The 19,457-nt window shown below is 62.2% G+C and carries 18 protein-coding genes; 6 read left to right on the top strand and 12 right to left on the bottom strand.

What is annotated here, in order from left to right; all coding sequences use genetic code 11:
• Window positions 1–56 precede the first annotated feature (56 nt).
• The 5 genes from Q0X85_RS16785 to Q0X85_RS16765 are packed head-to-tail and all read left to right on the top strand — an operon-like array spanning window position 57 to window position 4,855.
• On the top strand, window positions 57–656 hold the full coding sequence (locus Q0X85_RS16785; protein ID WP_297773891.1) for an amino acid synthesis family protein: 600 nt from the start codon (window positions 57–59) through the stop codon (window positions 654–656).
• Window positions 628–1,410, top strand: a complete 783-nt coding sequence (locus Q0X85_RS16780; RefSeq protein ID WP_297773889.1) for an alpha/beta hydrolase — start codon at window positions 628–630, stop codon at window positions 1,408–1,410. Before Q0X85_RS16785 ends, Q0X85_RS16780 begins: the two co-directional genes overlap by 29 nt.
• Window positions 1,407–2,318 (top strand): flavin reductase family protein, encoded by a 912-nt coding sequence (locus Q0X85_RS16775; protein WP_297773886.1) that lies wholly within the window; start codon window positions 1,407–1,409, stop codon window positions 2,316–2,318. Before Q0X85_RS16780 ends, Q0X85_RS16775 begins: the two co-directional genes overlap by 4 nt.
• Window positions 2,319–2,330: 12 nt before the next feature.
• Window positions 2,331–3,365: an LLM class flavin-dependent oxidoreductase gene (locus tag Q0X85_RS16770; RefSeq protein WP_297773883.1), complete on the top strand. Its 1,035-nt coding sequence runs from the start codon at window positions 2,331–2,333 to the stop codon at window positions 3,363–3,365.
• An 11-nt stretch (window positions 3,366–3,376) separates the two neighbouring features.
• Window positions 3,377–4,855 (top strand): aldehyde dehydrogenase, encoded by a 1,479-nt coding sequence (locus Q0X85_RS16765; RefSeq protein WP_297773880.1) that lies wholly within the window; start codon window positions 3,377–3,379, stop codon window positions 4,853–4,855.
• Window positions 4,856–4,990: 135 nt separating this feature from the next.
• Here the strand turns inward: Q0X85_RS16765 and Q0X85_RS16760 are convergent, their stop codons facing one another.
• From Q0X85_RS16760 to Q0X85_RS16735, 6 genes are all read right to left on the bottom strand, one after another.
• A complete protein-coding gene (locus tag Q0X85_RS16760) occupies window positions 4,991–5,728 on the bottom strand; it encodes an aspartate/glutamate racemase family protein (protein WP_297773878.1) in 738 nt (245 codons plus the stop codon).
• An 8-nt stretch (window positions 5,729–5,736) separates the two neighbouring features.
• Window positions 5,737–6,450 carry an ABC transporter ATP-binding protein gene (locus tag Q0X85_RS16755; protein WP_366130273.1) on the bottom strand — a complete coding sequence of 238 codons (714 nt, stop codon included), beginning with the start codon at window positions 6,448–6,450 and terminating at the stop codon, window positions 5,737–5,739.
• 12 nt (window positions 6,451–6,462) lie between these two features.
• Window positions 6,463–7,245, bottom strand: a complete 783-nt coding sequence (locus tag Q0X85_RS16750) for an ABC transporter ATP-binding protein (protein ID WP_297773874.1) — start codon at window positions 7,243–7,245, stop codon at window positions 6,463–6,465.
• Window positions 7,242–8,228, bottom strand: coding sequence for a branched-chain amino acid ABC transporter permease (locus tag Q0X85_RS16745; RefSeq protein WP_297773872.1), 987 nt, complete (start codon window positions 8,226–8,228; stop codon window positions 7,242–7,244). Before Q0X85_RS16745 ends, Q0X85_RS16750 begins: the two co-directional genes overlap by 4 nt.
• Window positions 8,229–8,232: 4 nt before the next feature.
• Window positions 8,233–9,102 (bottom strand): branched-chain amino acid ABC transporter permease, encoded by an 870-nt coding sequence (locus Q0X85_RS16740; RefSeq protein ID WP_297773870.1) that lies wholly within the window; start codon window positions 9,100–9,102, stop codon window positions 8,233–8,235.
• Window positions 9,103–9,214: 112 nt separating this feature from the next.
• Complete coding sequence (locus Q0X85_RS16735) at window positions 9,215–10,402, bottom strand: ABC transporter substrate-binding protein (protein WP_297773868.1); 1,188 nt, start codon at window positions 10,400–10,402, stop codon at window positions 9,215–9,217.
• A gap of 149 nt (window positions 10,403–10,551) precedes the next feature.
• On the opposite strand from Q0X85_RS16735, the gene Q0X85_RS16730 reads away from it, so the two are divergent.
• Window positions 10,552–11,325: a GntR family transcriptional regulator gene (locus Q0X85_RS16730; RefSeq protein ID WP_297773867.1), complete on the top strand. Its 774-nt coding sequence runs from the start codon at window positions 10,552–10,554 to the stop codon at window positions 11,323–11,325.
• Window positions 11,326–11,672: 347 nt separating this feature from the next.
• Here Q0X85_RS16730 and Q0X85_RS16725 read toward each other — a convergent pair whose 3' ends face one another.
• The 6 genes from Q0X85_RS16725 to Q0X85_RS16700 all read right to left on the bottom strand — a co-directional run bounded on the left by Q0X85_RS16725 (window position 11,673) and on the right by Q0X85_RS16700 (window position 19,456).
• A complete protein-coding gene (locus Q0X85_RS16725; protein ID WP_297773864.1) occupies window positions 11,673–13,118 on the bottom strand; it encodes an NAD-dependent succinate-semialdehyde dehydrogenase in 1,446 nt (481 codons plus the stop codon).
• Between the two features lie 3 nt (window positions 13,119–13,121).
• Window positions 13,122–14,168, bottom strand: a complete 1,047-nt coding sequence (locus tag Q0X85_RS16720) for a tartrate dehydrogenase (protein WP_297773862.1) — start codon at window positions 14,166–14,168, stop codon at window positions 13,122–13,124.
• A gap of 23 nt (window positions 14,169–14,191) precedes the next feature.
• Entirely contained in the window at window positions 14,192–15,655 is a 1,464-nt protein-coding gene (locus Q0X85_RS16715; protein WP_297773859.1) for an aldehyde dehydrogenase family protein, read from the bottom strand.
• A gap of 122 nt (window positions 15,656–15,777) precedes the next feature.
• Window positions 15,778–17,151 carry an FAD/NAD(P)-binding oxidoreductase gene (locus tag Q0X85_RS16710; protein ID WP_297773856.1) on the bottom strand — a complete coding sequence of 458 codons (1,374 nt, stop codon included), beginning with the start codon at window positions 17,149–17,151 and terminating at the stop codon, window positions 15,778–15,780.
• Complete coding sequence (locus Q0X85_RS16705) at window positions 17,148–17,474, bottom strand: (2Fe-2S)-binding protein (RefSeq protein ID WP_297773854.1); 327 nt, start codon at window positions 17,472–17,474, stop codon at window positions 17,148–17,150. Before Q0X85_RS16705 ends, Q0X85_RS16710 begins: the two co-directional genes overlap by 4 nt.
• On the bottom strand, window positions 17,471–19,456 hold the full coding sequence (locus Q0X85_RS16700) for a hydantoinase B/oxoprolinase family protein (RefSeq protein WP_297773851.1): 1,986 nt from the start codon (window positions 19,454–19,456) through the stop codon (window positions 17,471–17,473). Before Q0X85_RS16700 ends, Q0X85_RS16705 begins: the two co-directional genes overlap by 4 nt.
• Between the last annotated feature and the right edge of the window lies 1 nt (window position 19,457).

Raw genomic sequence — 19,457 nt, 5'->3', positions numbered from 1 at the left:
TTTGTAAAAATCCACCACCCGTCAGACAACCGGCTCAAGCAGAAAGGAGCGCATTCATGCAGCCGGACATTCGCAAGATCGTGACATATGACGAGGACGTGCTGACAGAGGGGTTTCGAGCCGCCGTAGACCCTTGGCGCATGTTCGCCGTGGCGGCGGTCGTGCGCAATCCGTGGGCGGGCCGCTATGTCGAGGACCTGAAACCCGAGATTCACGCCTATGGCCCGGTACTGGGCAAGGTGCTGACCGAGCGGATGATCGCGCTGGCCGGTGGCGGCGACAAGATCGAGGCCTATGGCAAAGCGGCCGTCGTGGGTCTGGATGGCGAGATTGAGCACGCCTCGGGCCTGATCCACACCTTGCGCTTTGGAAACCACTACCGCGAAGCGGTTCAGGCGAAGTCCTATCTGGCGTTTACCAATACGCGTGGCGGCGCGAATGCCCCGATCGCGGTTCCGCTGATGGACAAGAACGACGCGGGGCGGCGGTCGCATTATCTGACGATCCAGTTCGCGATTCCCGATGCGCCGCGAGCCGATGAAATCGTCGTCGTTCTGGGCGCAGCCACAAGCGGCCGCCCGCATCATCGGATCGGTGATCGTTACCAAGACCTCAAGGAACTGGGCCATGACGTGGACAATCCGGCCTCGGTCTGAGGTTGGCACTCTTGCTGCGATCGTTCAGGGGCAGGGCCCGCGTGTCGTGATGTTGCACGGCGTGGGGCTTCGTGCCGAAGCCTGGGCGCGCCAGATCGATGCGCTGGTTGCCGATGGATTCAGCGTGGTCGCCCCGGACATGCCCGGGCATGGCGACAGCCCGGTCCTGCCCGGTCCGGCAGGGTTGGGTGACTACACGGCCCTCGCCGCCGAATGTCTTGACGATGCAGCGGTCGTGGTGGGGCATTCGATGGGGGCGATGATCGCGCTGGACCTGGCGGCAAGGTACCCCGAGCGCCTGCGGGGGGTGGTGGCGATGAACGCGATTTTTCGCCGCGACAGCGCTGCTGGCAAGGCCGTCTCCGAACGGGCGGCGATGCTGGATCCGGCGCAGGCCCCCGATCCGTCGGAACCGCTGGCGCGGTGGTTCGGTGAGCGCGCGTGCCCTGAACGGAAGGCCTGCGAGGAATGGCTGAGAGGGGTCGATCCCGCAGGCTACAAGGCCGCCTATTCGGTCTTTGCCCACGCGAACGGACCGGCGGCGGAGCATCTTGAAGCGCTGCGTATGCCCGCGCTGTTCATGACCGGGAGCCGGGAGCCGAATTCGACGCCGCAGATGTCTCAAGCCATGGCCGCGTTGGTGCCTGATGGGCGTGCCGAGATTATTCAGGGTGCGGCTCACATGATGCCGATGACCCATGCCGACATGGTGAACCACAAACTTGGGGGCTTTGCCCGGGAGTGTCAGCGATGACGGATTTCAACCCGCGCGACCTGCGCAATGCATTCGGCAGCTTCCTGACTGGCGTGACGGTGATCACCGCGCGCACGCCGGAGGGACAACCGGTAGGTTTCACGGCAAATTCTTTCGCCTCGGTTTCGCTGGACCCGCCGTTGCTGTTGGTTTGCCCGGGCAAGTCCCTGTCGTCGTTCGAGACGTTTCGGGCCGCGTCGCATTTTGCTGTCAGTGTCCTGGCGGAAGGGCAGGAAGATGTGTCGAATACCTTTGCCGGGTTCAAAGGCGACAGGTTCGCGCGGGTCGCGCATGATATCGACCTGCACGATGTTCCCGTCATCCGGGGCGCGGTGGCGCGTTTCTCCTGCGCGACCCAACAGGCGATCCCGGCGGGCGATCACTGTATCCTTCTGGGCCGGGTTGTTGCCTTCGATCACGATGGCAGCGCGGGGTTGGGCTATGGCGGCGGGCGCTATTTCAGCCTCGGGCTGGAACGCGCGACCGGCGAAAGCGCGGAACGCGGCGCGGTCGTCGGGGCGATCATCGAGACCGAGGCCGGCATCCTTCTGGAGCAGACGGCCGATGGCCTGAGACCACCCCAGATCACCATGCAAGGCCGGACCAACCAGTTGGAAGCCCTGGCCGCCGGGCTGGCACAGCGCGGGATTTCGGCGGATCTGAACCGGGTCTACTCGGCCTTTGACGATCACAGGCTCGGGACGCACCACACCTATGTTCTGGCCACGGCGACGGCGCGAACCGCCGATACGGGGCTGCGCTGCGTCGCGCCAGACGATCTGCCGGTCCAGCGATACACCACGCCGGCGATCACGACGATGATGGCCCGCTTTGCCCTCGAAACGCGAGGCCGCGCATTCACGCTTTACCTGGGCGATGAAGTTGCCGGCGAAACGCACAACGCATGAAAGGAACCCGGGATGGATTTTTCCCTTTTCGCGCATATGGAGCGCCTGACTCCGGACCAGGACTACGACACGCTCTACAAGGATTTTGTCGGTCTCTGCAAAATGGCCGATGAGGGGGGAATGCGGGCTATCTGGACAGGCGAACATCACGGCATGGAATTTACCATGGCCCCCAATCCGTTTCTGCCGCTGGTCGATCTGGCGCATCATACGAAGAACATTCGCCTGGGCACCGGCACGGTCATCGCGCCCTTCTGGCATCCGATCCGGCTGGCCGGTGAGGCGGCTGCGGCAGATCAGATCACGGCTGGCCGGATCGAGCTGGGTATCGCGCGGGGGGCCTACAGCTATGAATACGAACGGATGGTGCCCGGGCTGGATGCCTGGACCGCGGGCCAGCGGATGCGCGAGATGGCCCCGCTATTGCCCCGGCTTTGGGCGGGCGATTGCGACCATGAAGGTGCGTTCTTTGCGTTTCCGTCCACAAGTTCGGCACCGAAACCGGTCCAACGGGGCGGGCCGCCGATCTGGATCGCGGCACGGGACCCCAACAGCCACGAATTCGCGGTGAAAAACGGGTTCAACGTACAGGTCACACCGCTTTGGCAAGGGATGGACGAGGTGACATCCCTGATGGACCGGTTCACTGCGGCCTGCGACGGACAGGGTGGCCCCCGTCCCAAAATCATGCTGTTGCAACACGCCTATGTCGGCGCGGATGACGATGATGTGGCTGTCGCCGCACGAGAGATTTCGCGCTACTACGCCTATTTCTTCGCGTGGTTCAAGAACGAACGCCCGGTCAGCCAGGGCTTGATCAAGTCGTTGTCCCAGGACGAGATCGCGGCCAACCCGATGATTGCGCCAGAGAAATTGCAGCGCGATCTTCTTTTCGGTACGAAACAGGAGGTGATTGACCGCCTGAAACGCTACGAAGATCTTGGCTATGACGAATTTGCCTTCTGGGTTGATTCCGGCATGGATTCGGCGCGCAAGCGCGCGTCCCTTGCGCGGTTCATTGACGACGTCATGCCCGCCTTTCAATGAAGGATCACGCAATGGACCAGAAACCGCATTACCGCCTTTTCATCGACGGAGAGTGGACCGATGGCGCCGCCCGTCAGACGATGACTTCGGTCAATCCCGCGACCGGCGGGGATTGGGCCACGTTCGCCTGTGCCGCGCCGGAAGACGTGGACCGCGCGGTGCGGGCCGCCACGCGTGTGATGGATGATCCCGTCTGGCGCGACATGAGCCAGACCGCCCGTGGCAAGCTACTGTATCGTCTTGCCGACCTTGTGGAAGAGCACGCCGGAGAGATCGGCCGGGTCGAGACGACGGACAGCGGCAAGCTGCTGGCCGAAACCAAAGGTCAGACCGCCTATGTCGGCGACTATTATCGCTATTATGCCGGGCTTGCCGACAAGATCGAGGGCGCGGTCCTGCCCATCGACAAGCCGGATATGCACGTCTTTACCCAACGCCTTCCGATCGGTGTGGTCGCCGCCATCGTGCCGTGGAACGCGCAGATGTTCCTGACCGCGACAAAACTGGGGCCCGCGTTGGCGGCGGGATGTGCCGTCGTCCTGAAAGCGTCAGAAGTGGCCCCCGCCCCGATGTTCGAATTGGCCCGCCTGATCGAGCAGGCGGGCTTTCCGCCGGGTGTCGTCTCGGTCATCACCGGGGATGCGGAGAACTGCGCCATTCCGTTGACGCAGCACCCCGGTGTGGACCGGATCGCCTTTACCGGCGGGCCGGAGACCGCGCGCCACGTGGTCCGCAACTCGGCCGAGAATTTCGCGGTCACCACGCTCGAACTGGGCGGCAAGTCTCCGATCCTGGTGTTCGAGGACGCCGATCTTGACGGGGCTGCGAATGGCTTGATCGCCGGTAACTTCGGGGCCTCCGGTCAAAGTTGCGTCGCCGGATCCCGCGGCCTTGTACAGCGTTCCGTTTTTGAGAGTCTTGCACAGCGTATCGAGGAAAAGGCCGCCGGCATTGTCGTCGGGGACCCGCTGTTGCCCGGGACGCATATCGGACCGCTTTGCACCCGCGCACAGATCGAACGGATCACCGACACCCTTGCCGGTGCGCGTGCCCGAGGGGCGAAAATCCGGTTCGGCGGTGCGGCGCTGGACCGGGCTGGCAATTTCATGGCACCGACCCTTGTGGAGTGCGCGGACCCCGATACCGAAACGCTGCATGTCGAAATGTTCGGGCCGGTGATGTCGCTTTTGCCCTTCGACACCGAAGAAGAGGCCATCGCCCTGGCCAATGCAACGCCGTACGGGTTGGGATCTGGTGTATTCACCGAAAACCTCGCGCGGGCGCATCGCGTATCCCAAAGATTGCGCGCCGGGATTTGCTGGATCAACACCTACCGCGCCATTTCGCCGATTGCGCCCTTCGGTGGTTTTGACCACTCGGGATATGGGCGCGAAGCGGGGCTGGAGGCGGTGCTGGACTACACGCGCACCAGGACGACGTGGGTCAGCACATCACAAACGCCCATGACGAACCCGTTCGTCATGCGATAGCGGGAAGCGTGTCTTGTAGACCGGGCAAAGCTGCGGGCTTGCGTCGCCGTGTAGGCGGTGCCAAGGCGTATCTTGACCGCTTCCGGCATGTGCCAATCCCGCGTGCTCTACCGAAAACTCGGGGGGCGGACCGCCCTATGGACGGGCCGTAGCTTCGCTCATCAGGTCGCCAACAACATCCTGCTTGTTCACGGCAGGCGCATAGGCCCCCACCTTTGACGTTGAAAGACCGGCCGCCACCAATGCCTCCGCCATCCCAATCGCGCAGGCAATGCCGTCGATTATCGGAATGCCGAATTCCTCGGAAAGCTCTTGCATCAGGTTGGCCATGCCAGCGCAGCCGAGGACGACTGCCTCGGCCTTGTCAATTTCGATGGCGGCTCTGATTTCGGACCGGATTTGTGCAAGACTGGCCGGATCGCGCTCCTCCAGTTTCAACACCGGAATGTCGGTGGCCCTGACGCTGGCGCATTTCGCTGCGAGACCGTAGCGATTGAGATTGTCGGATATGCCGGCCACCGATCGGCTAAGCGTCGTCACCACCGAGAACCGGTGCGACACCATGGCCGCCGCGTGATAACCTGCCTCACCGATGCCGATGACGGGGACGTCAAACAGGCAGCGCATGGCGTCCAGCCCGGTGTCGTCGAAACAGGCAACAATAACCGCATCGACATCGCGGTGCTGCCGTGCCTCTTCCAGCAGTCCGGGCACGCAAACGGCAACATCGTAGAACCCTTCGATGCTGTGCGGCCCGGATTTCGAGGTGGTCGCGATCAGCTGGGTGTCGGGGCGGGCCACATTGCGGGCCGCCACTTCGGCCTTTCGGGTCATCGAAGCGGTTGTGTTCGGGTTGATAAGAAGCAGTTTCATGCCGCCCTCTATACTTCGCCGCCAAGATAGGCGGCCTTGATCCGGTCGTCGTGCAGCAACTCCTTGGAATTGCCCTCGATCACCACGTTTCCGGTGCTCAGCGCGTAGGCCCGGTTCGAAATCGACAGCGCCATGCGCGAGTTCTGTTCGACAAGCAGCACCGAGACACCCTCATCCCGGTTGATCGCCACAATCGAACGGGCAATGTCCTGAACCAGCTTGGGCGCAATCCCGAGTGACGGCTCGTCAAGCAGCAAGAGCCGCGGCCTTGCCATCAATGCACGGCCAATCACCATCATCTGCTGCTCGCCGCCCGACAGCGTTCCTGCCGATTGCTTGTACCGTTCCTTCAGGCGGGGAAAGCGGTCCAGAACGCTATCGAGCGTGTCCTGAACGCCAGAGTTCTTGGCCCGCGCGAACGCGCCCATCAGAAGGTTGTCCTTGACGCTCATATACGGGAACACGCGGCGGCCTTCGGGCACCATTGCGATGCCAGCCGCCACAATGTCAGCGGGGTTTGTCCCGTCGATCTGCCGCCCTTCGAAATGAACGCTGCCCGACCTCGGTTTGGCCAATCCGGTGATCGCCCGTAGAATCGAGCTTTTCCCGGCCCCGTTCGCGCCGATCAGGGCCACGGTTTCGCCCTGCTCAAGATCGATCGAAACACCTTTCAGCGCATATACGTGATCGTAGTAGAGTTCGACATCCTTGAATTCCAACATCTTGCCCATGGTTCAGATCCCTATCTCGTCGTCGGCACTGCCGAGATAAGCCTCGATCACGCGCTCGTCGTTCTGGATTTCCAACGGGGTGCCCTCGGCGATCATCTCGCCGAAATTGAGCACGACGATCCGGTCGGAAATTTTCATCACCGCGGACATATCGTGTTCGACCAGAAGCACCGTCACCTCGCGTTCGTCGCGCACCTTGCGGACCAGATCGACCATGCTCATGGTTTCATCGTGGTTCATCCCGGCGAAAGGCTCATCCAGCAGCAAGACCTTCGGGTCGGTCGCCAGCCCGATCGCGATTCCGAGCGCACGCAGGTTGCCCTGAGGCAGGTTCGATGCCTGTTCGCCCGCGATTTCCGACATCCCCAGAAACTCGATCAGATCGTCGGCGTAGTGGCCAAAGCTCTCGACATCCTCATGCGCGGTTTTGGTGCCCCAGAAATACCCGGCCAGCGAAGCCTTGGCGCGCAGATGCTGGGCGACGATGATACTTTCGCGCACCGTCATCGACTTGAAAATCGTGGTTTCCTGAAAGGTGCGCACGATTCCCTTGCGGGCCACGATATGCGGCCTGAGGTTCGAGATGCGCTCGCCCTTGAAGAGAACCTCTCCATTTGTGGTGGGCAGGAAGGACGAGATCATCTTGAACAGCGTCGACTTGCCCGCGCCATTGGGCCCGATTACCGACAGGATTTCGTTTTCATGCACGCTGAAGGTGATGTCATTGTTCGCCGTCAGGCCGCCGAACTTCTTGGTGACGTGATTGATTTCGAGAAGCGCGCTCATTTATCCTGCCCTCTCTTTTTTGACAGCCGCAGGCTCAACAGACCATTGGGCAAGACGAGTATGAGGAAGATCAGCACGCTGGAATAGATCAGCATCTGGTACTTGCCGAACTCGAACAGCAGGTCCCATCCGAAATAGAGAACAAACGTGCCAAGCATTGGCCCGAATACGTATCCCAGCCCGCCAAGGAAGCAGTTCAGCATGAAGTTGACACTGTCGGCGACCTGAAAACTGGACGGATAGACCGATTGTGCGATTGAGCCGAACATCGCGCCGCCGACACCGCCAAAGAACGAGGCGATTGCGTAGATTACGATCCGGATATAGGCGATGTTGACCCCGATGGAGCTGGCCAGTTCCTCGTTCTGCTGCATCGACCGGCACAGGTGGCCGAGCCGCGAATTGACCAGCCGGTACATGGCCGCGAATGTCAGGACCATCAGCACGGCGGTCGTGTAATAGAAGGCTTGGCGTGGGTTATCCAGCGTGGCAAAATCGGGAATGAGCGTGAGCCCAAGGACAGACAACTCCCCCGGCAGCGGTATGGACGTTATGCCCTTGGCACCGTTGGTGATCGGTAACGCCAGAGCGGTCAACGTGAAGACCTGCGTCAGAACCAGGGTGATCATGGCAAAGTAGACGCCTTTCAGCCGCAGGATCGGCAGCCCGATCAGCACCGCCACGAAGGCCGCGAACAGGCCTGCGATGGGCAGCGATATCCAGAATGACATCCCCGCCTTGGTGACCAGAATGGCCGAGACATAAGCGCCCAACAGCGCAAATGCCCCCTGGCCGATATTGATCCGTCCGATATAGAAGGTCAGCCAGACTCCGGCGCTGGCAATGGCCAGCAGCCCCACGGATGTCAGGGTGTAGAAAAGATCGGTTCGTCCAAGTACGGCGATTGTGACCGGCGCCACCACGAAAACAGCGGCAAAAAATACGCCAGCACCGATCCATTGAGTCAGTGATAGTTTCAACATCTTATCAACCCCACGGCTTTCCCATCAGCCCTTGCGGGCGGAAGGCCAGGAAAATCATCAGCGACACAAAGATCAGCAGATAGGTGATGTCGCCATATTGGTAGAGAACCGCGAGACCGATGGCTTCCAGGAAGCCGAGGATGATCCCACCGGCAATCGCGCCGGAGATCACACCGGCCCCGCCGATCATTACCATCATGAAGGCCTTGATCGAGGTCGGCCCGCCCATCCCGAGATTGATGCCGGTTATGGTGACAAGCAGCCCGCCAACAAGGCCGGCCAGCATCGCCCCGAGGGCAAAGCCAATCATCGAATAGCGATCGACATTCACGCCCATCAGCTGGGCGGCGGTCCGGTCCTGCGCCAAGGCGCGCAGGGCGCGACCGGTCTTGGTGTACTGCATGAACAGAATGAAACCGACGATCGAAATGATGGCGAGGACGCAGATCAGGATGCGGTCATAGGGCATGATCAACCGGAAGTCCCAGTTGAACACGCCGTCTACGATCTTTGGCACACCGCGCTGTTTCTCTCCGAAAACCAGCAGGATGACCGCGTCCAGGAAGAACGCGAGCCCGGCAGCCAGGAGCATGGTGCTTTCTTCCCGGGATGATCGTTTGATCACCGGTCCAAAAAGAAACTTCTCGATCAGCGCACCCAATACGAAAAGAGTGACGCAAGACATCAAAAGCCCCACGACAAAGGGAAACCCCATCTGCCCATAGAAAGTATACGTGACGAACCCGCCCAGAACGTACATCTGCCCATGGGCAAAGTTGAGCACGTTCATCAGGGCAAATATCAGGGTCAGACCAAGGGCGATCATCGCGTATTGCGAGCCCAGGTAGATCCCGTTTGCAAGAATTTGTTCCATACCGTCCCCGCCGGATATTTCTTGGTGATTTTGGTGACTACAGGCCCGGTTGCCGGCCCGGAGTTCAGGATGATCCGATCGAGGAAACCCCGATCGGATCAGAGGTGGACCCTTAGTCGACTTCCGCGACGAAGAGGGTTTCGAACTCTCCGTCCTGGTAGACATTGACGACGAGCGGCACGGCGAGCTGACGCTTCTGGCCGAACGAGGTCATCCCCACGTAGCGCAGCTTGGCGTCACCAACCATGTAGGGGTTCGGCGCTTCGAACGTGTCCATGGTCGCCTGGAAGGCGTCAACATCGTCGATGGCGGGCGGGTCTGCCTTCAGAGTTTCGAGGATGTATTCGAGAGCGTAGACCTTGGTGTTCGACTCGTCGTTATATTCGCCGAACATATCGGTGTAGCGCTGCACGAATTCGCGCATCATGTCCGATGCCAGTTCCGGTGTCGAAGCCCCACCAACCGAGATGAATCCGTTGGCCAGATCACCGGCACCTTCGCGCAGAACCTGCGCATCCTGCGCGGTTTCCGTCGAGATCACCCCCTGGAATCCCAGCTCGCGTGCCGAGCGGATCAGCTGCGGTGCGTTGGCGGGCGAAACCCCGGACAGAACCAGCAAGTCAGGTTGTGACCGCATCACCGGAGTCAGCACGGGGGTGAAGTCGGTCGTATCGACCTGGTAGGTGATGTTGTCCGAGACAATTTCCAGCCCAAGCTCCTTGGCGGCGGCGACACCGCCGTCCCGCTGGCTAAGCGGGTCGGATTCATTGGCGGCGATAAACGCGACGGTTTCGACGCCCTCGTTTTCCATCAGATATTTGTAGATGGCCGGGCCGGACTGATAGTTGGCGACCATACCCAGAACCGCATTTGACGCCGGGGCCGAATACAGCGATTTCGGGAAGGCATAGGGGAAGTACATGATCCCGTTGGCCTCGGCCACGGGACGCACGGCGGCGGCGCCGTCATCCACGTTCGGCCCGACCACGTAATGGATGCCTTCCTGCGCCATCTTCTCCATGCCGGCGATGGCGCGCTTGGGGTCCTTTTGGTCATCGAACGACACGATTTCAATGTCATAAGTGGTATCACCGATTGTGTAGCCACCGGTTTCGTTGATCCAGTCTGCCCGCACCTCCATCGAGCGCTGGTTGGAAATTCCCCAGGCCGCGGCCGGGCCGCTTGTGACGCCGACGAACCCGATCTTCAGTGTCGGGTTTTCTGCCAGCGCGCCGGTGGCCGTTAGAGCGGACAAGGCCGCCGCTGCCGCAGCGGACTTCAGAACTGTTCTGCGTTTCATGATTTTCTCCTCCGTTGAACTTCACCCGACGTGTAGCGAGCCGGATTGCCGAGGCCATCTTGCGTTGGCAGGCTGACACAAGTAAAACGATTGTTAACAATCCGTGTCAACGATTGAATCGTATTCGTCGGCAACTTATAGTATTCTCGTTGACACGATTTGGCTGTAGCGTGCTGTTCAAACATACTGAAATCGAAATAGAATCGGAGGCTGAGGCAATGGCAGTTCGGCACATTCATGACACGAAATCGTCGCTGAACGATGAGCATAAGATTGTGGACCGGATCTATAGCGCGGTGATGCAGCAGGCATTGGCCCCGATGACCAAGCTGAGCGAATCAACCATTTGCGAAAGTTTCGGGGTTGGCCGGATGAAGGCGCGCCGGGCGCTGCTGCTGCTGGCGAGCCGGGGAATTGTCGAGCTTCGATCCAACCGTGGGGCTTTTGTGGCCTGCCCGGACCAGAAAGACGCGGACGAGGTGTTCGAGGCACGGATTCACATCGAGCCCAGCCTGACTGCCAAAGCAGCGGAAAGCATCGACGAACAGGGCCTCGAGACGCTGAATGAGCATATCAACAAGGAAAAACAGGCGCGCCAGTCCGAAAACCGTCAGGAAATCATCAGACTGTCCGGCGAATTCCACGTTCTCGTCGCAACGGTGTCAGGAAACGCCTTTCTGACCCGAACGCTTCGTGAACTGGTGACACGCACGTCGCTGATTGTAGCCATGTTCGGCTCGGGGCGGCCGTCTTGCTGCCGCGACGACGAGCACGAACAAATCCTCGAAGCCATCGAAGCCCGAAACGTCAAGCGCGCCTCAAAGCTCACACGAGAACATCTTGAACACATCCGGCTGGATCTCGACTTTACCCGACCCCACAAGGCCGAACCGGATTTGGTCAACTTGCTGAGGGCGGACTGAATGTTCATTGCCAAACCTGCCTTCCGGTTGCAGCATCATTCGACCTGTGCGGTTCCCGCAGCGTGCAGATGGGCCGGTCGCGCCGAGATGGACGACCGCTGAGCCGTTGCTTCAGCTCACGCCGGCTATCCGGTGGCAGCGAAACGACAGCGTTTCGACTTTTCGTTGAAACAGTCGTAACGCTGTCGTTCATTGTTTTTGCGCAATTTCGAACCGAAAAAGTCTATCAACTTTTTCTGAAATTGCTTTAACTGAAAACAGCCTCCGGCAAACCCACATCAGTTCAATGACCATGCCGACAAGAGACTGCGCTGGAGAAGCGGCTACGTGCGCTTCTCCGTCAGGCGTCACGGGGCCCGAAGCCCCCCAAGGTGAAACGCCTTCGTTTCAAGATATTCCTCGATCCCTTCGCGCGCGCCCTCGCGACCGAGGCCAGACGCCTTTACCCCGCCGAACGGGGCCTCGGCATGGCTGACGACACCGGTGTTGAGCGCCACGATGCCGAATTCCAAGGCTTCGCCCACGCGAAACGCGCGGGCCAGGTCGCGGGTGTAGAAATAGGCGGCAAGGCCATAGGGCGTGCCATTCGCGAGCTTCATCGCCTCATCTTCTGTTTCAAAGCGGAACACGGGGGCCACCGGGCCAAAGGTCTCTTCCGCCGCGAGTTGCATGTCTGTCGTGGCCCCGGTGAGCACCACGGGGTCTGCATATTGCTCCGCCAGGTCACGAGCCGGGGTGACGCGTCGCGCACCGCGTGACAGTGCGTCTTCAACATGCACGCTGATTTTGCGCGTCGCGGCCGCGTTGATCATCGGGCCGATATCTGTGCCATCGGCGTCGCCCGGGCCAACCCTGAGCGCGGTCACGCGCTTGCACAACGCAGCCACGAACTCGTCGTGGATCCCGGCTTGGACCAGAATCCGGTTCGCGCAGACGCAAGTCTGCCCGCCATTGCGGAATTTCGAGAGCATCGCCCCTTCTACCGCAGCAAGCAGATCGGCGTCATCGAACACGATGAACGGCGCATTTCCACCCAGTTCGAGCGAGAGTTTCTTGAGTGTCGGCGCGCATTGCTCGGCCAGAAGTGCGCCGACCCGCGTCGATCCCGTAAACGAGAGTTTGCGCACCACGGGCGATGCGGTCAGGGTCTCGCCAATGATTTCAGGGCGCCCCGTCAGCACATTGAGCGCACCCGCAGGCAGGCCGGCCCGCTCGGCCAGAACAGCCAGCGCAAGAGCAGAGTAGGGCGTGAAATCAGAAGGTTTGACCACCATGGTACAGCCCGCCGCCAGCCCGGGCGCCACCTTGCGGGTGATCATCGCGATCGGAAAGTTCCACGGCGTGATGATGGCGCAGACCCCCACGGGCTCTTTCATGGCAAGTATCCTTTTGCCGGGCAGGGGCGAGGGGATGATCGCACCGTCAATGCGCCGCGCCTCTTCGGCAAACCAGCGGATGAACGAGGCGCCATAGGCCACTTCGCCACGTGCCTCGGCCAGCGGTTTGCCTTGCTCCGCTGTCAGAATTTGCGCCAGATCTTCGGTGTTTTGCAACAACAGGTCATGCCAGCGCATGAGAATGTCGGCCCGTTGCGCATGCGTGCGGGCGCGCCAATCGATCATAGCCGCCTCAGCGGCCTTGATGGCGCGCGTGGTTTCTTCGGCGGTGATGTCGGGCATGCTGCCCATGGCCGTGCCACTGGCGGGATTGATCACTTGCATGTCGGGGCGCGCAATCCAATCGCCATTGATCACTGCGGCCTCACGGAACAGATCCGGGTCAGAGAGTTTCATCGGTCAGCCTTTCAATGCCGCGATCACCGCGCTGGTGATCTCGTCGGTGCTGTTACTGCCGGGACGCACGCGAATGCCCTGTTCGGTGGTCGCGGCGATGGCCTGTTCGACTGCGTCTGCGGCGGCGGTTTCGCCCAGGTGATGCAGCATCATTGCACCCGACCAGATTGCCGCGATCGGATTGGCGATCCCTGTCCCGGCGATATCGGGGGCCGATCCGTGGACTGGCTCGAACATCGACGGCGCAGAGCGGTCCGGGCAGATATTGGCCGAAGCGGCAAAGCCGAGCCCGCCCTGAATGGCGGCGCCCAGATCTGTCAGGATATCCCCGAACAGGTTGGAGGCCACGACCACATCAAGCGTTTCGGGCGCCATCACCATTTTGGCGGCCATGGCATCAATATGGATATGGCTGACCGTGACATCCGGATATTCGGAGGCCAGGGCGCGTGTCATTTCATCCCAAAAGACCATGGAATATTGTTGCGCGTTCGACTTGGTGACAGACGTCAGATGACCGCGCCGCGTGCGAGCCTGCTCAAACCCGAAGCGCAGGATGCGTTCAACGCCCTTGCGGGTAAAGACAGAGGTTTCCACCGCCACTTCGTTGTCGCGCCCCTGATGGACACGACCGCCTGCGCCGGAATATTCGCCTTCGGTGTTTTCGCGGATGCACAGGATGTCAAATGCGCCGGATTTCAGCGGGCCCTCGACGCCGGGCAAAAGACGGTGTGGACGGATGTTTGCATATTGGTCGAACGCCTTGCGGATCGGCAGGAGCAGCCCATGCAAAGACACCGCATCCGGCACCGAGTCTGGCCAGCCGACCGCGCCAAGATAGATGGCATCGAAGGCGCGCAGCGTCTCGATACCATCCTCGGGCATCATCGCGCCGGTCTCGTGATAGTGCGCGCAGGACCATGGAAAGCTCTCTGTTTGCAATCTGAAACCGGCGGTGGCGGCAACAGTGTCCATCACCGTCATCGCCGCCTCTGTCACATCCTTTCCGATCCCGTCACCGGGGATCAAGGCAATCTTGTGGTTGGTCATGGTGGTCCCTTCAAAGCTGTCCGTCATAATGTCGCCAGCACGGTTTTCGTGCGGCGATTGGCAATATAGGCCTCGCGTCCCAGATCCTTGCCGACCCCGCTGGCTTTCCAGCCGCCGGTTGGCAAGATGTGGTCGCGCGAGCGGCCATAGCGATTGATCCATACCGTACCGGCCTCGATCCGGCGCGACAGGCGAAGCGCGCGGGCAAGGTCACGGGTAAACAACCCGGCGCAGAGCCCGTAGGTCGGGTGCGCGGCCAATGCCATCGCCTCGTCCTCGGTCTCGAAGGTCTGAAACGTGGCGACAGGGCCGAAAATTTCTTCGGTGACGCCCGGGTTGTCCTGCGCCGCCCCGGCAAGCAGCGTCGGGCGATAATAGCTGCCCTCCCGGTCAAACCGGGCGCCGCCGCACAGGATCTCGGCGCCGTGGTCGCGCGCGGCGTGCACAATGCTGTCGATCCGCGAGAGTTGCGTTTCGGAAATGATCGGGCAGAAGCCGGGGCGCTCGGCCCATGTCGGGGCAGGGACGTGCCGGTTGAACCGTTCGGTCAGCCGTTCTGCCAATGCCTCGGCACTCTCCCGCGCTACGATCATCCGCGAGCCCGCAACGCAGAACTGCCCCGCATTCGGCAAGATGCCGCGTTCCAGACACTCTGCTACAAGGTCGAGATCGGCATCACCAAAGACGACCATCGGGCTCTTGCCGCCAAGCTCCAGCGTCATCGGCTTTATCCCGCACCGGGCGACATTCTCCATGATCGCGGCACCGGCGCGGGTTGATCCGGTAAAGGACACCTTGTCGATACCGGGATGACCGGTGATCGCGGCGCCGGTTCCGGGACCGTCCCCCAGGACGACGTTTATCAACCCTTCCGGCAGGCCCGCCCGCACCGAAAGCTCGGCCATGTAAAGCGCGGACCACGGTGTCATTTCCGACGGCTTGAGAACAACCGCGTTGCCGGCTGCGAGCGCCGGGCCAAGCTTCCACCCGGCCATGGAAATCGGGAAATTCCACGGCGTTATAGCCCCCACCACGCCATAGGGTTCGGAGGTGATCATGCCCAGATGCCCTTCTGGCGTGGGCGCGAGCGCATCGCATTCCTTGTCCGCGAACTCTGCGAAGAAGCGGATCTGTTCGGCGGTGACAGGGATATCCCCGGCCATGACCTCGGCGACCGGGCGCGACGAACAGACAGCCTCCAGCCGCGCCAGCGTCTCGGCCTCCTGCTCGATCAGATCGGCCCATCGGTGCAGGGCGCGTAGTCTTTCGCGCGGTGCGGCATGCCCCCAACCAGAGCCTCGCAAGGCCGTGCGCGCCGCCTCGACTGCGCGGTCCACCATTGCGGCATCGGCCCGGGGGATGGCCCCCATAATGGCACCGTTTGAGGGTGCGCTCACGGCTATGTCTTCACTTGCGGAAACGTATCGGCCGCCGATGTAGTGACCGAAAGGCAGAGTCAGCCCGGAAGGATCGAAGGCAAATGTCATGAGAACCTCGTGTCTGTCGCGCTCAGTCTGGCGCGGTTGCGCTGACAGCATTTGCCGAAAGCGCGCAGATGGCGGCATTTTTCGCCGCCTGCGCCAGCTGCGGGCGCAGAAGATTGTGCCGCTCAGTCTTGGGTGTCGGTGCGGGCGGCGAGCGCGGCGAGTGTCACAGGGCGCGTGGGCGGCTGAGCCCGCAGGCGACCCATCTGCGCCGGGTGAGCGCCACACGCCGCCGCCATCACTTCGCTCCCGGCAGCCTGGCAATAACGCCCCTGACAGCGCCCCATACCGACGCGGCTGAGAGATTTGGCGCGGTTCGCCTCGCACCCCGACATGTGCAGGGCGGCGCGCAATTCACTGGCAGTGATCCCCTCGCACCGGCACAGGACCGTATCGTCTGGCAAGGCGCGGACCATGTGTGAGGGCCATGGGAACGCCTTGGCGACACCTTTGGCAAAGCGGTGCATGCGCCGGGCGCGGCGCAGGTCGTGTCTCTGGGCGACGGTATCGGTCGGATATCCCAGATCGGCAAGACAGGCGCGCGCCGCCAGCCGCCCGCCGATCTCCGCGCCGTCGGCGCCGCGCAAGGACATCCCGTCACCTGCGAGATACAGTCCGGCACCGGCACGGCCCGTCTCGTCCGTTTCTGGAAGCCATTGCGCCCATGTGTCCGACCACGCAAAACGTGCGCCGGCCAGATCGGCCAGCACCGTCTCCGCCCGCAGATGCCAGCCAAGCGCCACGGTGTCGCACTCTGTACGTTGTACCCGGCCGCGCGCGTCGCGCCAGATGATCGCATTGGGTCCGGTACCGTCGCTTTCGATAGCCGTGAGTGTGACACCTGCGCGGTAGTGCGAACCCAAACGCGCGCGTAGTCGCAGGCCACGCAGTGTCACGAAAGGACGCGCCAGCGCCATCCTCATGCCGCCCCATAGCTGTGCATGCCACGGGGCGGTGTCGAGCACGGCGGCCACTTCGGCCCCGGCGTCGAGAAGTTGCGCCGCGACGAGCGTCAAAAGGGGACCAGAGCCCGCCAGAACAAGACGCCGCCCAAGCGCCACACCTTGCGCTTTGAGCGCGATCTGTGCGGCGCCAAGGCTGTAGACGCCTGCCACCTGCCAACCGGGCACGGGGGCCAGCCGGTCCGTTGCTCCGGTGGCAATGATCAGGTGATCATAGGGGAGGGATGTCACACCGGCGGGGCCCAAGACCTGCGCGAGCCCGTCATGCAGACCCAGGACGCTCGTCTCAGGGTGATACGCGATCCGCCGGTCCCGAACGAGCCCGTCAAAGACATCGTGCAATCGCGTGGCCTTGTCAGCCTCGGACCCGTAGAGCGTGCGCGGCGGACGGGCAAAGCCCTCGGGCGGTCGGCGATATATCTGCCCCCCGGCCCGCGATCCTTCGTCCACCACGGTCGGACAGAGCCCGGCTGCGACGAGCGTCTCAGCGGCGCGGATGCCCGCAGGGCCCGCGCCAACAATGAGAACGTGGGTCATTGCAAGGCACCCGGCCAGCCGTCGGGCGGGGTGGAACGTAGTCGCATCCCGGTGCGCAAGGGGGTTGAGCAAGCCCGCACGCGAGGCCCGTCTTCTTGCCACAGCCAGCAATCCTGACAGGCTCCCATCAGGCAGAATCCGGCGCGCCGCTCCGGGCCGAATTCTGCCGCGCGCAGATCCGGGAATGTGGCCAGAACAGCGGTCAATACCGTGTCTCCCGCGAGGCCCGAAACGGCCCGGCCGTCGAATTCAAAGGCCAAATTGGCGCGTCCCAACTCGGCCAGGCGCTGTACGCGGCCTGTTCTCGGGTCATTGCCCCTCATTCCGCGGCCTCCGCATGCGCGTGCGGCTGCGGAATTTCGGGAAATCGCGTGCGGGTTTCGGCATAGGCGACACGGACGCCTTCGGCCCCGGCTCGTTCAGCCATCCGACGAAAGATTTCGGTCTTGACGAAAAAGCGCCAGTGCACGGGCAGGGCCGTCAGTATATCGGTCAGCAGGGCGTAGGCGGCGTCACTCCATTGCGCCTCAAAACCGTCGCGCTCTGGTCCGAAATGGAAATGCGCGGTGTGCGGGAGCGCGACGGCGCGCAAATTGGCGCTTGCAGGTTCATCGACCACGCCGTTGTGGATCACCACACCATAGGCGTCGCGTGCGGCCTCTTCCGAGACATGACCGCGCGCCACATCCCGGGCGACGCGCCATGTCTCGCGGCGCATCGGGTTGCCGCGCCCGCCACCGCCCGCCGAGCGGATGGACAGCACATCTCCTGGCTGCAATATGGCTGTGTCGGCGCTGCCCAGGCGGCGCGCCTCCGGTGTGTCGGGATTGATCACCATTTCCGCCAGCCCCGCCGCGCGCCCGCCCAGGACGCCCCAGGGGCGAAAGCGCGAGCGGTCGCGGTTGCGGGCAGTGATGCGCGTATCCGGGGCGAAAACGCGAAACGCCATTTCCGTGGCCAGCCCCCCCCGCCAGCGCCCGGCCCCGCCGCTGTCACGTGCGAGACCGTATTTGACGAACTCGACCGGCACCTCGGTTTCGGTGATCTCGATGGGGGTGTTCTTGAGATAGGCGGCATCCGCGCCCGAGCCGTTGGTGCCGTCGCGATGCGGCATGCCGCCGCCACCACCGACCACCGGATTGACCGCCGCGATGACCTTTTGTCCGCTGCGCTCATCATGCGTCATGACATTCACGATGCAATTGTTGCCTGCGGGGGCGGCGGGCATCCGCTCGGGTATGGCCTGGCTGAATGCGCCAAAGATCACCGAGCGCAGCCGCGCGCAGGTCAGCGACCGCATCCCCACGGCGGCTGGCGCGACCGGGTTGAGCACCGTGCCCTCGGGCGCGATACAGGTGAAAGGCCGCGTCAGCCCGGTATTCAGCAAAAGCCGCGGATTGAGCGTGTAAAGCACATAGTAGACCCCGACCAACAGAATGGTATGGCGCGGATCGCCGCCAGAGGGAACATTGAGCGATGAGCCAAGCTGTGGGTCGGAGCCGGTAAAATCCAGCTCCGCGCTGTCGCCCCGAATGCGCAGGGTCAGATGCAGACGGCAGGGGTTGGCGAAATCGCTGTCCTCGTCGGCAAAATCGGCAAAGCTGTAGTCGCCATCGGGAATGCCACGCAAAATCTCGCGGGCCTGCGCTTCGGCCTGATCCTTGAGCGCCGCGACCCCGGACAGGAAGCCCTGGCCGCCAAATCGCGCCAGCATCGCATGAACCTTGCGTTCACCGGTGTTCAGCGCGCCAACCAGCGCCTTGATGTCGCCGATGTTCAAACCGGGTTTCCGCACGTTGGTCTCCATGATGCGCAGGATCGGGGCGTCAAACACGCCTTCATTGACCAGTTTCATCGGAGGGAACCGCACGCCTTCCTGGTGAATTTCGGTGAGCGAGCGCGACAGAGAGGCAGGCACCGCGCCGCCCATATCGGTGTTGTGGATATGGCCTCCGGTCCAGGCCACGATCTCACCCTCGTGAAAGACCGGTTTCCACAGGTGGGTGTCAGGCGCATGCGTGGCGACATGGCCGGAATAGGGATCGTTGGTAAAGGCCACGTCGCCGGGCCGGTAATCCTCGACCATTGCAATGGCGCGCCCATAGGTCAGGCCCGGATACCAGGTCGCGCCCAGATCCATCGGCACGGCAAAGGTGTCGCCGTCCCGGTCCATCAGCATCACAGTGAAATCCTGTGTCTCCTTGACGAAGGCGGAATGCGCCGTGCGATGCAGTGTGTGCGCCATGTTCTCGGCAGCCGCGCGGGCGTGGTTGGCCAGAACCTGAAGGGTCATCTTGTCAGACATG

The sequence above is a fragment of the uncultured Roseovarius sp. genome (assembly GCF_947259555.1).
GTDB lineage: Bacteria > Pseudomonadota > Alphaproteobacteria > Rhodobacterales > Rhodobacteraceae > Roseovarius.
Note: the sequence above shows the minus strand (reverse complement) of the source record. Positions and strands in the feature narration are given on the sequence as shown.